Origin of the sequence: Pseudoalteromonas sp. RB2-MNA-CIBAN-0110, assembly GCF_040309305.1 — a bacterium.
Lineage (GTDB): Bacteria > Pseudomonadota > Gammaproteobacteria > Enterobacterales > Alteromonadaceae > Pseudoalteromonas > Pseudoalteromonas arctica.
In genome coordinates this window covers 1-14784 of record NZ_JBEOOQ010000006.1, presented here as the reverse complement: position 1 = coordinate 14784, position 14784 = coordinate 1, and the positions used below count along the sequence as shown (strand labels likewise).

Here is a 14784-nt window from a genome sequence, read left to right as displayed (position 1 = left end):
GAGCAACTCTCCCCATTTAGTTATGCATAATAATAAAAACCATTACCAAGTATTATTACTTTCGCTTTCTCTGTTATTAATGCCCGCATCTTATGCCGCTGAAGAGTTGGAGATTGACGGCCTACTACTTGATAGGAGTATTAGCCGCTTTGGTCATCAGTTCTATTTTGAGTTTTCTAATTACTGGCGAGATCTCCCTTCAACTGCAGGTTTTAACATTGAAATTAAAGAAACGGTCATTCCAAAAGCAGGCACAAAGCTGTCGTTAATAATGAATAACCAACTTGTTTACGCAACTTACTTAGGTAGACGACTAGAGCCTTTAAATGAGCGTGTGGAGCAGGCTGTTTATACAGTGATAGATGCAATGGCTCGCGAAAACATGGCAGTGTCAACACCCGATATGGCTAAAGATGGATGGTAAAATGAAAAATATAGCCCTTATAATAATAACAACATTAAGCTTTTCAGCAGCAGCAACTGAAATAATTTACACCCCAATTAACCCAAGCTTTGGTGGTAACCCACTCAATGCAAATATGCTGCTGAGTAAAGCCCAAGCTCAAAACAAGCATAAAGCACCGGTAGTAGAAAAAGGTTACGCTGAACAATTTCAAGAAACTCTAGAGCGCACCTATTTAAATCGTATGGTAAGAGAAATTACCGATATGGCATTTGGTGAGGACATAGAAGATAGCCTTTTCAATCAAGACTCCATATTTATGAGTGGCGATTATCAAATTGAAGTTATAACCAGCACAACCGATTCTATTACAGTAAGAATAACAAATATAATTGATGACACCGTGGTGATCATTGAAGTACCGAGGTTTGGATAATGTATAAACTACTAATAACAATAATATTAATAGGATTGAGCGGTTGTGCGAGCCTAGGGAATTTAATTCCACCATCGCAACAAAAAGCAGTTAGTTTAGAACCAACCGAATTATTCGCAGATCTGAAAAACTTACCTAAACCGGTCGGGAGTATTCCTGTATCAGTGTACTCATTTAGAGATCAAACAGGTCAATATAAGCCACAAACTAACGTTAGCTCATTTTCGACTGCCGTTACTCAAGGTGCTAACTCAATACTCATACAAGCATTACATGAATCTGATTGGTTTACGCCGGTAGAGCGTGAAGGTTTACAAAACATTTTAACAGAGCGAAAAATTATTCGTGCGGGCCAAGCCGATAATCCTAACCAAGCTGATTTACCTCCGCTAACAACCGCAAAAATCATTTTAGAGGGCGGTATCATAAGCTACGACACTAATGTAAAAACAGGTGGTTTGGGTATGGAATACTTTGGTATTGGCGCATCAGAACTTTACCGTGAAGATGCTATTTCAATATACTTACGCGCTGTTGATGTTCGAACAGGCCAAGTATTATTGAGTGTAGCCACCAGCAAAAAAGTACTTAGCCAAGAAATGCGTGCAGGCTTTTTTAGATACGTAAGCTACAAACGACTAGCAGAAGCAGAAGCAGGCTTTAGCGACAACGAACCTATGAGCATTTGTGTAACACAAGCAATAGAAAAAGCACTCACAGATCTCATAACAAAAGGTATTGATAAAGGCTTATGGGCTAAAAAATCGGCGTAAACTGACTTCCTAAATTAACTAAAGGCTACATATTGTAGCCTTTATAGGTTGTGTGGTTAGTGAGTTGAAAGTGCTTCGCTAACCCAACCCTTATAAAAAATCTAGAGGATAAGGTTTTTACTTTAATAAAGTATTGGTGGCTTTACTCTTATTTAGCCATTGGCAGCAAAACAGATATATAGCGCTGTGCCCAATTAGCAAGCTCCACCCTGTTGCGTGAGTTAGTTTTTTTAAACGCACTGTATAAATGTGTTTTTACAGTGTGGTCGCTAATGTTAAGTTTATCAGCGATTGTATTGTTACTCGCACCCTGTGCAATTAAATGAATAACAGACTTTTCTCGTTTTGTTAAATGATCGTAATCGTCCTGCTTTAATTCAATGTCGTCGTGTAAGCTATTAAACGACGATGCCACAGCTAAAATATCGTTAAAAGCTTTTGAAATCACTTTACGCGTAAACCAAAGCTCGCCAGTATTAACACGAAGTAACCCTTTAAAAATATCTTCTGGTGGATCAGATTTATAAAAAACACCATTAAAATGGTTAAGCAATAAGTTTTGCTCGCACACATCTTCTTTATCAACATTAAAGATGACAACGCTATAGTGTTTAGCTAAACAAATAAGGTCAGTCGGAATAAGGTCTTGCCATTTGCTTTTAGCACCATCGATTAAAAACAAATCATAATTTGTGCGCTGCTCAGCTTTAGGAATAACTTCGTCCATTTTAATATCACCAAACAAAGCTTGTAGTGTTCTTAAAATAGCGGTGTAGTTGTGTGAATGAAAAGATGATTGAAACGTTGTTTTTACAAATACCGAGTTTTTATGGGGCATAAATTTCGTCCTTGAAACATTTACACTACATTACCTAAATCAAATACAACTTACAATGGGATTTTGATATTAAAGTACTGTTATTCTTTCTCATCCTAAAATAGATAAAAACTAATTAAATCAATGCATAACTTTCATCAATTTTATTTTTAAAATTGCTTTTATAAGATAAATAACAGATCGGATTAGTGGCTTAATAACTTATAAAGCCTTAAATATGCATTAGCCTAAACTAACTTTTAGGATCAATTATTCTATACTCGCTTTTAGTTTATTTAGCGCATCAACCGAAAAACCTCGATCATAAAAATATAAAATTTCGCCGCTGCTATTTATGAGTACTACACGTGAGTTATTTGGGCTTTGATTACCTGTAAACTTTTGAACTGTTTCACCATCTTTATAAATAGTGATTACCCCACCCCATAATTCTTTAGGGATGCCTTTGCGCATACCGCTGTCTATAAATGTGCTAAACATACGTGGTGCCATGCCGACAATGGTTGGTAGTTCGTATGTAGGGAGCGTTACACCCGCCATATCTAAACCAATTAACCAACGGTCTATATCAAACTGACTATCTTGCTTGTACCCAATGAGCAGCAGTGTTTTATCTGCTTTAAAATCGCTGGGTATAGTCACCATGCTTTGCTCTAAACTTTCGCCGCTAATGCTTGGGAACTGTTTACCTGTTAATTGCTGGTTTGGATACTGTGTTGTACATGCACTAAGTAGTAAAAATGCAAAAGCACTTAATGTTAATTTGATCATAATAAACCTAATATTTATAAATTTTATAATGATACGTTTAGTATGGCAGCTGAGATCTAAAAATGCTGATTAGTTATATAATTTTTAAATTTAGACGCCGTCATGGGCTTACCATACTTCCAACCCTGTCCATAATGCACACCCGCCATTTTTAAAATAGCTTCTTGCTCAGTGGTTTCAATCCCTTCTGCCACACAGGTATAATTAAACTTATGCACAAGTTCCATAATATTTGGGATCATAGAGGCTTTTAAGCCCTCAGTTGCTATATCTTGAACAAACGTACGATCAATTTTAAGTTGATGAAAGCTCAAATTTTGTAAGTTTCTTAAATTCGAATAACCCGTACCAAAGTCATCTAATGATAAGTTAAATCCCGATTCAACTAAGGTTCTAAAATGAGCATGCGCAATGCTTGTATCAAGGTATTCGTCTTCAGTTATCTCTAAACAAATAATAAAGCGTGAGTTGGTAAGCTCTGTAATTTGCGGCAGTAACGACACATTACCCAGCTCTACATCACACGGAAATATATTAAGCGACACTTTAAAGCCTTCTGGCAATAACTCTATAGAGGTTAACTCTTTTATTGTGGTAGCAATCATTGCCTCAGTAAAAGTCCAAGTTAAATTATTTTTTCTAATAACCGGAATAAACTCATCTGGAAATAAAGCACCGTACTTATCTTCAAAACGTGCAAGTACCTCGCAACCAATCAGCTTGCCACTTTGCAAACAAATAATGGGCTGGTAAGTCCAATAAAATGATCCCTTTTTGAGCCCTTTACGAATACGTTGATTGGTAGAGCGGCGTGCAGCAATCCTCGCATCAACTATTAACGCACTCGATATGCCCGCTAAACAGGTTAAAATTAACGAAATTATTAATAATAAGTGATTATTAGAAAAAAACAGACTCCAAGGCAAGTGCACTACTACACAATATTGACTACTTGTAGAACTGCAAACTGAGTTAGTTTCGTAAGGAAAAAAAACGCTGTTTTTTACCTGCTGGTACAGCCCCTCTTTACCTGCTAAATGATGCAAAGCATTTGGTGTTTTATAAATAACTTCCCAATCTGGCGCAGTAATTCCGATGTTGGTAAAGGGCGTGCTCTGCATAATTAAATTATAATCCCCTTGTCTGACTATAATTACCTCCATAGGGCGCTCACTAAATAATAATAGATAAAGCTCTGGCTCAAAACGAACCCTCACCTGTTCATCATCTCGAATAAAGTCAGGCTGTTTGTCGTTAATTGGTTTACTTAATAAGCCTGCACCCGTAGTGCAAACTAGCTGGTTACCTTTAAAAAAGCCTATATCAATTACATATTTTGCATCAAATAAAGCGCGGCGCATCTCAAGAAGGGTTGTGTTGTCACACTGCTTAAACGCAAGCTTATTTAATGGGGTAAGAATTCGACGCCTCTCTGCAATTGCACCTTCTACATGACCGAGAATATATTCAGCATCAGACTTTGTTTGTGCTGTTAACTGCTGCGCTGCAAAATTGAGCAAAATAAAACAGCCAATTACAAAAACTAACCCTCCGGTTAAAACGGCTATAATAGATTTTTGTTGGTACTTTTTCATAGCATCTCGAAGTTGTTAATTTATATCACTACTTTATTAGATGATTGCATAAGTCGCATTAAATTCAAACAGATCGATTCAAGAATTATTGAACGAATTTTGAATAAACTGAGTGATTTTAGCGCTTACCGTTAAATGCTGATTACTTTCAAAGTGAATCCCATCACCGGCTGTTACATTAATAAATGTATTAAAATCAATAAAAGTACATTTATGAGTAGCCCCAACGCTTTTGAATGCACTAGAGAGCTCTGTTGCTTTTATATCTGCACCTTCGTAAATACGCGAATACTGCTCGGTGATTCTTATTTTAGGTGGGCTAGCAATAATAATTTTAGGAGATTTTAAAGTACTACCTTGCTGATAATAAATATGTATTGAGTTAATTAAATCATTTAACCCATCTGCTATTAAACTAGGTGTTAAATTAAAACGTTTTTTAAGATCGTTTGTACCAAGGGCAATAATAATAAAGTCGAGCTCATGCTTATCCAAATAAGGCTTTAGATAACTAACACCATTAAGCACGCCATCAAACGGTGGATTATGCACTAACGTGCGGTTAGGCTGCCCTGCCTCTATTACGTTAAAGCCACACCCTAAGTTTTTATTTAATAACGATGTCCAACGGGTATTTTCATCAAAGCGTTTTCCCGTTACAGGGTTTAAACCCCACGTATTAGAATCACCAAAGCAGAGAATATTTTTTGTCATGTTAATTATTAAAATGGATTGAGTGTATAACCCTGCTGTTGCAGCTGGGCATGTGCTGTCATCGCCGAAAGTGACATTTGCACACCTTCAATTAGTTGTTCTGGTGCTACTTTATAATGCGTAGCCGATTGCCCACATACATAAACCACGGTGTTATTGGCCAACAATTGCTTTATTAAACTTTGATTTTTGTTATCTGCTTTAAAACGTTCTTTATATTCACTATTAGCCAATACATCAACGCTAGCACTACCATGTACCACTAACGCTAATTGAATGTTATCTGGCTTTACACCGTGTGCTACATGCATATTAATAAAACGTGCAAGTGAGTTCATTGAATTGTTCTGCTCACCTTTTTTAGCGCCATCACCAACATCAAAGGCTATTTTAAATACCGTAGAGTCACTTATCTGAACATGCTCCGGGACACTATAAAAGTAACCAAAGTCTTTAATAAGGTTTTCACCCGCTTGCGAAAATGGGCTTATAAGTAAAAGTAATAATAGGTATTTCATAAACAATCCTGTGTTTTAAATAAGTTAACCTATTTATAAAACTAACAGAAGCAAAGAAAAAAGGGCAGCTTATCATGCTGCCGATTGAGTGTTTTTATGATGATGGTTAATAAACTGCATACCTAAATAGCTAAATGTTCGTTTAAACATTTCTACAAAAATATCAGGCGCTTCAAGCGATGATCCGTTTGATAACAACGAAAAATCTTTATTACGTAAAGCCTGTAACTTCGGCTTCAAGGTTTCGTCATCCATGTAATCTGTGATCCTATCTATAAAAGACTTCATTTGTACCGTAGTGTTATACCAATAAACAGGAGACGCGAACACCCAATGGTCGTACTTTAAAAGTGCTTCAAATAGCGCGTAAAAGTCATCATTTTTATAGTTTTTGTCATAACAATACGGCGCAATTTTATAATCATCCAGACAAATTACGCGCACATCATTTTGCTCGGCAAAGCTATTAACATGGGCTGTGGTATTGCCGTTTTTTCGTGCGCTTGAATAAATAATAACAGTATTACGCTCAAGTTTTTGTTGCATTTAGTTAGCTCCTTTTTTAATGTGGTAGAAGCTTAAAACCTCAAGTTATATTGAGGTCAACTGAAGGGTTAAAATAATGCCACTAGGACAAAAAAAATTAACCGAAGCTAACCTAACCGTTGGCTATGTAGCAAAAAGAAGTGGTGTAAAAGTATCTACTCTTCACTTTTACGAAACTAAGTTTTTAATTAAGAGCTGGCGAAATAATGGTAATCAGCGACGTTATAAACCTGATGTATTACGCCGTGTAGCTGTAATAAAAGCAGCTCAAGCGATGGGAATTACGCTCGATGAGATTAAAAACACCTTAGCTACCCTACCCGACAACCGCACACCAACAAAACAAGACTGGTCAGCACTTTCAAAACATTGGCAAGCGCAACTTGATGAGCGAATTGCGCATATGCAACGCCTGCGCGACAAAGTAGACGGTTGTATAGGATGTGGTTGCTTATCACTTAAAAGTTGCCCAATTTACAATGAAGATGATCATTTAGGCGAAAATAAAAGCGGCGCTGTGCTTTTAAATACATAGTCTTTGCCTGTGTAAAAAGTTCTCCACTTTTGTATAACAAAAATAAATACCCCTCTTAGGCGTTGGGCCAACAACGCCTTAAATATAAAGGCTAACTACGCCTCATTATTGAGTTATTAAAGAAGGTTTTTTTAGTCCGTTTATTGGTAATACGTTACTTTGCTAACAAAATAGCCTCAGGCACTACAAAAACTCTCTATTCATTAATATAGAGCCATGAAGTTTCTTGTTTAGTTGGATCGCTAGATGATTTAAAAAACAATTTAAAATTTAGGGGAAGGGCTATACTCGAATGGTTTCTTTAATATATGTAAAAAGTATATTCAATGTGGGTAGGAGCATTGCTAACTGGTTAATTTTTAAGTATTCTTGTGCGCCTAAAAAGGAAGTAAATATTCAAGGAACAAACTGTTGGAACCAACTAATCACACCCCTGAAAACAATACAAAACCACCTGTAGTTACTCAAAAATTTTCGCAAGCCCTTAAAACGGTCGATCACAAAGAACTAAAAAGTACTGGTTTTTGGCTAAATCAATTTTTTATGGTTATTTCTACTATATTCGGCGTGTATTTAGCTGCTCAAAGCGGCTTAGAACAAGCGCTTAAATTTGACTCATTTAGTAAAATGGAAGATAACTACTATTTGCGTACCTCCTTATTTGACGAAGTTGCTGATAATGCAAACAGTATGGAAGAGTATGCTAATTTACTTGCAAAAAGCCCATCAATAAAAGAAATTGAGTATTTTAAACCAACACTCGAAAAGTACATTTGGCAAACGATGCAGTACTCTCCAACTACACTCGAAACCCCAAGTAAATTACTAACGCAAATACGTCGATTTTACTCAAGAGCTAAATTTTTAATAGACGCTGTAGCTAATAAAAGAATTTCCGCTAGACAAGCAGCTGAAGAATTAAAAGAGATTACTAATTTAATTAAAACTCAAACACTCCCTGCATTAAAAAATAGCGCTAAACAATTAAAAATGGAATTACAGCAGAATGATATTTCTGTTGGTTCGTTAAAGGAACTTACAAATGCCAACTAAAAGCTGTCCACATTGTAAAGATCATCCACTAGAAGTAACCAATTATCAGGGTGAAGAAATAGATATTTGCCGTGAATGTGGTGGCTTATGGTTCGAAAAAAATGAAGTAAATCGCATGATTTCCGAGATAAATGACGGCCCAGAAGGTGATAAATTTGAAACTCACTTTGGTGAGCCATTAGGCGTTTCTGAGCTTGACTGCCCTGATTGTAAAAAAAGTTTAGAACGTTTTCACTTACTGGAAGCTTTTCATACCGAAATTGATGTTTGTAGACACTGCGATGGCACCTGGATTGATAAAGACGAACTTGAAAGTGTTGAAAAAAGCCCTGAAATAAAGGTGAGTTTAGGCGAGCTAAATCAAAAAGTGAGTTGGAAAACCTACTTGTTTCAATTTTTAACGCAAATGCCTGTTGAATATAATATTAAGCCACAAAAGACTCCTTGGGTAACTCGCGGTCTTATTGTTTTAAATACATTGATTTTTGCACTTTATTTTTTAAACCCGAGCTCATTCAGCTATGTCATTGATAACTTTGCCATGACACCTGCAGATTTAAGCAAAGGTAATGAGCTATGGACTGTATTAACTTGCGTATTTTTACATGGTTCAATAATGCATTTAGTTGGCAATATGTACTTTTTATACATCGTTGGCGATAACTTAGAAGACGTGTTAGGCCATAAACGCTTTTTGTTATGGTATTTAGCCTGTGGACTACTCGCATCGTTTGCAAGCTACATTGTAAGCCCAATGTCTACAATTCCAGGCGTGGGTGCAAGTGGCGCTATAGCCGGTTTATTTGGCATGTATTTAATGTGGTTCAGACACGCAAGCCTTACTTTTATGTTTATAATTTATCAGAAGAAACTTTCTGCGGTATGGTTCTTCGCTATTTGGTTAGGATTTAACATTTTTGGTGCAGTAACAGGCCCCGATGGCATTGATTATGGTGCGCATATTGGTGGCTTTATAGCTGGATTAATTATTGGTTATATTTTAAAAAGTAAAATATTAGAGCAAAACCCTATTATTCGTCTGCTAAATCAAAAAGAAGCGCAACTTAAACGTTAATTAATTTAATAAAGTCATCAATAATAAATTGGTGACTTTATTAAATCTCACTACATAAACTTATAACTTACAGCGAGTATATACGGTAAAAAAATGTCCTGTGTTTTTAATCGGTATATCGTATGTTATTGGCTCTTCAGTAAGCTCGCACTCTAAATTACTTAAGTTATCAGCAAATAAGCCTTGATGCTCTGTAAAAAGAGTATTTAGAACCCATAAAACTGAATCATCAGTATTTTTATTTTTTATATGAATACTTTGCATTAAAGAGCTATTAAAAAACATGTTTGAAGGCTTTGAACTGCGTATTTTTTTATTATTAAAATAGAAGTAACCATTGCTGTCACTTATAGCTTCATCAACATAAGTATCGCCATAAATTAGCTCTCTTGTCACTGTAACGCCTTGTTGAGGCTCACCATTGCTTAATAATCTGCCTTTAATAGACAACGACAACGTAACGTCTTGCTTGTTAAAAAAGCCAAACATATCTGCATATCCTTGCATTGGTATTAATAAAAATAGAATAAGTGTTAACGTCACGCCTGCTGTTCTTGTCTTGATCATAAAAATCCCTCTTGTATTTGTATTTTTAGCCTAACAACAAAAGCCAACTTGTAACATATTTTAAATCGCTATTCCTAGGATTATGCCTATATAGATTTAGCTGATTTACTGGCGATATTAAAAATAACTACAATAATAAAGTCTAAATATTTATACATTGCTATAAGCGAGGTAAGCTGACCTTAAAGTATTAGAAGTAATAAATATAAGATGTCATATTGTCAATTAACTAAAATACACAAACCGTTTAACATTCTTCGTAGAATTAATTGAAGATTATTTTTTAGACTGCGAGCCGCCTAAGTACTTATAATTAAGCATATACTCCTTTAACAAACTCAAACTATGTATAGCTCAAGCTCAAACTTCCTTTAAGTTATAAAGCGGCTTTTATAAACACTTAAGGTATTCCCATAAACAGCTGTAGCGCTAAACGCTTTGCTTTGTATTTCCAGGTTAGTTTTTCGATACGCTCAGGCGCACCTTTAAAATGCAGCCAAGGCTTAATTATTTCTTCGTTAGGTGTAGCTCTGAGCCAATTAAAATGAGCAGCCTCTTTATTAAACTTTTGCCAAATTTCGGCTTGTTGAGCAAGTGAAAAATCGGTCCAAAATTTATTAGGTCTGTCATTTTTTTTATCAAATTCAGCGGTGGATCCATCAAGGTGTCGGTAGTTTTCATACTCAGGTACATCAGGAAGTGGTTGGCTGTTGTCCATAAAACGCACTACACGCTCCCAATATAAATAACAGTTCATTGGGTTATTTGAGTTATCTGGCACTTGCACAACAATTTTAGTGTCAGGGTATTTATCCTCATCAACATGACTTATATAGGGTACAAACCCCATTACACCCGGGCGTGTTGCAACCATATCTAAATGGCATACAATATCAGCCCACTTAAAACAACAATTACCCTGCTCATCACGCGCTTCGCAACCAGGGATAGGATAAGTAAAGCCTACTAGCTGCTTTTGTCTATCAAAGTATATTTGTTTTTTGGGGATGTAACTGTCTGTTAGTGGCAGTAAATTAAGAAAAAACAAATTCCAAGAAAAAGTAAGTATAGGTATCCACCACTGGAATGGGTCCTTGGAATAGGTAGCCACTAAGCAACAGATCAACAAGATTATACTCAAAGTAAATCCGATTATTATTGGGCCAAATAAAATAACCCTGACGGAATTATTTCCACACATTTCTACTTTATATCGTTCTGGGTGTTTTTGTATTGCCTTCTGTTTTTTAGAAGGTAAGTCATACAAGTAACACAAGCCTTTAAACTTTTCTTTAAAGCTATTTAATCTCTCAGGATAAAAAAAACGATTGAACCGCGTTTTTTTAGGCATAATATCAACGGCTAGGTAGTCATTATTTTGCATCAGATTCCTTTGATAAACAGAGGCACTTTAAGGTGCCTCTGCTTAAGTTCCTTTTCTGATTGTTAAAGTATCATGGACTCTGAAACTTAAACAGTCTCACGGAAAGCCGATAAAAAGTTGAATCAATAAACGCTTTACTTTATATTTCCACGTTAATTGCTCTATGCGCTCAGGCTCTGCTTTCCAATGCTGCCAAGGTTTGATTACTTCTTCCTGCTCTCTACCTTTCAGCCAATCATATGGAAAAGCATCTTCTAAAATTTCGTCCCTAATCTCAATTTGCTGTTCAATTGAAAAGTCTACCCAAAAGTCTGAAGGACGATTATTTTTTTTATCAAACTCTGCTGTAATTGGATCTGAATGACGGTGTTGTTCATATACAGGCACATCGGGCAATGGCTTACTTAAATCCATAAAACGTACATAACACTCCCACAATAAATAACAATGCACTGGATTGGCTGAAAGTTCTACAACTGAACCGGTTACTATTGTTTTAGGGTACTTATCTTGGTCTATATGACTAATTTCTGGAAAGTAATTCATTACACCCGGCGCGCCCATTTTCGAGGTTAACCTGCAAACAATCTCTTCCCATTTAAAGCAACAGTTACCTAAGTCATCTCTTTGTTCACAACCTGGTATCTCAAAAGTAAACCCGACCGTTTGGTTTTGCCTATCAAGGTACATCACCCTATCTGGTATGTATCTTGCTGTGATCGGTAATAAATTTAAAAAGAATAAATTCCAAGAAAAGGTAAAGATTACAAGCCACCAAGGGAATGGCTCTTCAGAGTATGTTGCTACGACACAGGCTATTAGTAATAATAGACTTAATACAGCCCCTATAGCCATTGGCCCAAATAAAATGGCTTTTATAGGGTTATTACCACAAGGGACAAGTTTGTATTTTTCGCGCTGATTTTCATATAACTTGTTCGTATCAAGCCAATCATATAAAAAACACAGGCCTTTAAATTCGTGATATATATTTTTTATACTGCGATATTCAAAAAAGCGATTAAACTTCGTTTTCTTTGGCATTATTCCAACACCAAAGTAATTATTTTTTTGCATCAGGTTCCTTATGCAATTGCTAAATCAGGTGAGGCATTTTCAATTGGCTTTTCAAACGCATCAAAATCTATTGGTAAGGTTAAATCTTCGTTATATATAAGTGTTGGTGTTATTTCAACATCAAACACACTAATACTAGGAGATTCAATTTCAAACTCATAAACTGCAGCATTTAGGCTAGGATTATTATCATCAAATTCATAATTAAACTAGACAGCCACTCAAATTCATAATTAAACTAGACAGCCACTCAAATTCATAATTAAACTAGACAGCCACTCTAATTGTGTTTTTAAAGTTGATTTTTGCATAAGGCAAAACAGCGATTCACACTAACCGCTGTTTTTTACATCACCATACTTTATGTCTGTTTACTTGGCAGTCATCCTGGTCTAAATAAGGTTTTAGCTCCTCAGGAAAGGCATGTTTTTCCGTTATATCTTTATCGATTTTGAAGTAGTGCTCTATCGATTGATATAAATGCGTGCCAAGCGGGATTGATGTATCCATAAAAGTCATGGCTGTTGCATATTGCAGCGAATCCCACTCTCGGTTAAAACCACCCACGTAAAATATTGGTTTAGTGAGACGATAACGTTTCGGGTATTTTAACGGCACCATAAGGGACACAAACACGCGTGAACCACCACGGGCTGAGCCGACATTACGCTCATTTGCACCATAGCAAACAATATCTTCGTAAGGTAAATAAAACGGTTTTCTAAATAAAGTATGCGGGGTTTTTACAAGCCCAGTATGGCGATTGAAGTAAAACTTATCTCGGTGCGATAAAATAGCCCGGTGTTTTAACGTAAACACTCCTAAACCAAAGAGCACCACATAGATTGAAGCCATCACCCAGAAATATTCAAACCCGTCCATGATAAGAGCAAGAATATGGAAACCAAATACGAGTAATGCGAGGCTCGTACAACCAAAGCCAAGAATAGTAAATAAGTTCGACCACCCTCCAAACCATGAAATAGCAAGTTGTTGCCCATCGGTGCGAACCCAATGTCCCTCAAGCGTTGAGCCACGATTAGGCGACTTGAGCTCTGCTGCGTATTCATCAGTAAAACGCTTACTTTTAAACGTACGGGTTTTAAACCCGCAGCCATTGAGTGCTTCGGCTTTTTTTAATCGCGTTTCATAACTGTCTACATGTAAGTAGTTTCTTGGCAGTTGCTCTTTGTAGGTTTGTCTATTATCACGGTATTTACTTTTGTTATCGCCTCTCCTTTCGATTTCTAGCATTTTTTCAGGGTTATTTTTTCTAAATTCTTCTAATCGGACGACCGCTTTTTCATCTAGAGCGAGTTGTTTTATGGTTTTATCTTTCGCTCTAGCTGGGTCTCGACCAGGATTTTCAGCGCACCACTGTTTAATTGCGTTAACACGGTTTTCTCTTTTTATTTTTTCTCGTTCTTCGTGAGTTAAACCATCTTCCTCTTCAGCAATGTGGCGCTCAACTAGCTCATCAAGTATTCTTTCGTCCTCTGATCTTTTATCATCTATGTTCATAGTTACTCCTTTAACAATCTACTTCTTATAAATTAATTACTGCTTGGCTTATAACTTGACCAATGCGGTGACTGTACTTACGGTCATCACCCCAAGATAATGTTCTAGGTTTTCATCCGCTTTGTAATACTCAATTGGTAAGCCATAGGTACTATTAAAACCTTGAATAGTCGGCTAGCCTTTACCTTCTGGGTACACTGATAATCAAACTATATAGCCACTCTAATTATATAAACCAAACTGCGCCATAAAAGGTACTTAAGGTATCCCACACGTTAATTGCATAAATATCCGTTTCGCTTTGTATTTCCAATTAAGTGTTTGTTTTCGCTCGGGCTCAGGCGTCCACCGTAACCATGGTTTGGTTATTTCAGGGTGTGGCTCGTCGTTGTACCAATCTATTTTGTATGCTTCAGCATATAACTCATCATAAATTTCGGTTTGTTGTGCAAAGCTCATGTCACGCCAGTAAACCTCAGGGCGATTGTTGTGCTTATCAAACTCAGCGGTAATTGAATCTAGGTGCCTGTAACCCTCATATTCAGGTATATCAGGTAATGGCTTTGTGTTATCCATAAAGCGAACTAATCGTTCCCAAAACAGTAAACAATAAATTGGGTTTTGTGCTAACTCTGTCACTACAATCGTCATTTTTGTTTGTGGGTATTTATCTATATCTTTATGGGAGAGTCTTGGAAAAAATGCTCGCGAGCCCGACTGCGATGTACTTTCGTTTATTAATGAGCATTGCATATCTCGCCAATCAAAACAGCAATTACCAAACTCATCTCGTGCTTCACAATCTGGGATATCAAAGGTATAACCAACCTTACCTGTTTGACGGTCAAAATACGCTAACTTAGGAGGCGCCATCCTATCCCAGAGTGGTTGAAGGTTTAAATGTTGTGGTCAGCTAATTCCGGACAGTGAATTAAGTTTTTCTTCGGCTACTCCAGGGGCAACCATTTGGTTGTGGCT

General features: G+C 36.5%; 17 protein-coding genes. 6 read left to right on the top strand and 11 right to left on the bottom strand.

Features of this window, described 5'->3' with window-relative positions; translation table 11 throughout:
* Positions 1 to 22 precede the first annotated feature (22 nt).
* From AAEY68_RS05120 to AAEY68_RS05110, 3 genes are read left to right on the top strand one after another with little or no spacing between them, the layout of a single operon-like run.
* On the top strand, positions 23 to 424 hold the full coding sequence (locus tag AAEY68_RS05120; protein ID WP_024591989.1) for a curli production assembly/transport protein CsgE: 402 nt from the start codon (positions 23 to 25) through the stop codon (positions 422 to 424).
* The gene (locus AAEY68_RS05115; RefSeq protein ID WP_007584408.1) at positions 414 to 839 is read left to right on the top strand and encodes a curli assembly protein CsgF; all 426 of its coding nucleotides are present in this window, start codon (positions 414 to 416) and stop codon (positions 837 to 839) included. The genes AAEY68_RS05120 and AAEY68_RS05115 overlap by 11 nt, the downstream gene beginning before the upstream one ends.
* Positions 839 to 1612 (top strand): CsgG/HfaB family protein, encoded by a 774-nt coding sequence (locus AAEY68_RS05110; RefSeq protein ID WP_007584410.1) that lies wholly within the window; start codon positions 839 to 841, stop codon positions 1610 to 1612. Before AAEY68_RS05115 ends, AAEY68_RS05110 begins: the two co-directional genes overlap by 1 nt.
* Before the next feature lie 148 nt (positions 1613 to 1760).
* Here the strand turns inward: AAEY68_RS05110 and AAEY68_RS05105 are convergent, their stop codons facing one another.
* The 6 genes from AAEY68_RS05105 to AAEY68_RS05080 all read right to left on the bottom strand — a co-directional run bounded on the left by AAEY68_RS05105 (position 1761) and on the right by AAEY68_RS05080 (position 6594).
* Positions 1761 to 2450, bottom strand: coding sequence for a response regulator transcription factor (locus tag AAEY68_RS05105; RefSeq protein WP_007584415.1), 690 nt, complete (start codon positions 2448 to 2450; stop codon positions 1761 to 1763).
* A 249-nt stretch (positions 2451 to 2699) separates the two neighbouring features.
* Positions 2700 to 3221 (bottom strand): hypothetical protein, encoded by a 522-nt coding sequence (locus AAEY68_RS05100; RefSeq protein WP_024593720.1) that lies wholly within the window; start codon positions 3219 to 3221, stop codon positions 2700 to 2702.
* Positions 3222 to 3277: 56 nt separating this feature from the next.
* Entirely contained in the window at positions 3278 to 4816 is a 1539-nt protein-coding gene (locus AAEY68_RS05095) for an EAL domain-containing protein (protein WP_024593721.1), read from the bottom strand.
* 78 nt (positions 4817 to 4894) lie between these two features.
* Entirely contained in the window at positions 4895 to 5530 is a 636-nt protein-coding gene (locus AAEY68_RS05090) for an SGNH/GDSL hydrolase family protein (protein ID WP_024593722.1), read from the bottom strand.
* A gap of 8 nt (positions 5531 to 5538) precedes the next feature.
* On the bottom strand, positions 5539 to 6048 hold the full coding sequence (locus AAEY68_RS05085; RefSeq protein ID WP_024593723.1) for a DsrE family protein: 510 nt from the start codon (positions 6046 to 6048) through the stop codon (positions 5539 to 5541).
* A gap of 72 nt (positions 6049 to 6120) precedes the next feature.
* The gene (locus AAEY68_RS05080; RefSeq protein ID WP_024593724.1) at positions 6121 to 6594 is read right to left on the bottom strand and encodes a flavodoxin family protein; all 474 of its coding nucleotides are present in this window, start codon (positions 6592 to 6594) and stop codon (positions 6121 to 6123) included.
* A 76-nt stretch (positions 6595 to 6670) separates the two neighbouring features.
* On the opposite strand from AAEY68_RS05080, the gene soxR reads away from it, so the two are divergent.
* The 3 genes from soxR (at position 6671) to AAEY68_RS05065 (ending at position 9257) form a co-directional block, all read left to right on the top strand.
* The gene (gene soxR / locus AAEY68_RS05075; protein ID WP_024593725.1) at positions 6671 to 7129 is read left to right on the top strand and encodes a redox-sensitive transcriptional activator SoxR; all 459 of its coding nucleotides are present in this window, start codon (positions 6671 to 6673) and stop codon (positions 7127 to 7129) included.
* A gap of 411 nt (positions 7130 to 7540) precedes the next feature.
* Complete coding sequence (locus tag AAEY68_RS05070; protein ID WP_024593726.1) at positions 7541 to 8182, top strand: hypothetical protein; 642 nt, start codon at positions 7541 to 7543, stop codon at positions 8180 to 8182.
* On the top strand, positions 8172 to 9257 hold the full coding sequence (locus AAEY68_RS05065) for a rhomboid family intramembrane serine protease (protein WP_007584430.1): 1086 nt from the start codon (positions 8172 to 8174) through the stop codon (positions 9255 to 9257). The genes AAEY68_RS05070 and AAEY68_RS05065 overlap by 11 nt, the downstream gene beginning before the upstream one ends.
* Before the next feature lie 60 nt (positions 9258 to 9317).
* On the opposite strand, the gene AAEY68_RS05060 is transcribed toward AAEY68_RS05065, so the two are convergent.
* The 5 genes from AAEY68_RS05060 to AAEY68_RS05040 all read right to left on the bottom strand — a co-directional run bounded on the left by AAEY68_RS05060 (position 9318) and on the right by AAEY68_RS05040 (position 14679).
* A complete protein-coding gene (locus tag AAEY68_RS05060; RefSeq protein ID WP_024592003.1) occupies positions 9318 to 9824 on the bottom strand; it encodes a DUF6795 domain-containing protein in 507 nt (168 codons plus the stop codon).
* 400 nt (positions 9825 to 10224) lie between these two features.
* Positions 10225 to 11208, bottom strand: coding sequence for a hypothetical protein (locus tag AAEY68_RS05055; protein ID WP_024593728.1), 984 nt, complete (start codon positions 11206 to 11208; stop codon positions 10225 to 10227).
* Positions 11209 to 11304: 96 nt separating this feature from the next.
* Positions 11305 to 12285, bottom strand: a complete 981-nt coding sequence (locus AAEY68_RS05050; protein ID WP_024593729.1) for a hypothetical protein — start codon at positions 12283 to 12285, stop codon at positions 11305 to 11307.
* Positions 12286 to 12636: 351 nt separating this feature from the next.
* Positions 12637 to 13806, bottom strand: coding sequence for a hypothetical protein (locus tag AAEY68_RS05045; RefSeq protein ID WP_350585617.1), 1170 nt, complete (start codon positions 13804 to 13806; stop codon positions 12637 to 12639).
* 258 nt (positions 13807 to 14064) lie between these two features.
* On the bottom strand, positions 14065 to 14679 hold the full coding sequence (locus AAEY68_RS05040; RefSeq protein WP_350585616.1) for a hypothetical protein: 615 nt from the start codon (positions 14677 to 14679) through the stop codon (positions 14065 to 14067).
* Positions 14680 to 14784 lie beyond the last annotated feature (105 nt).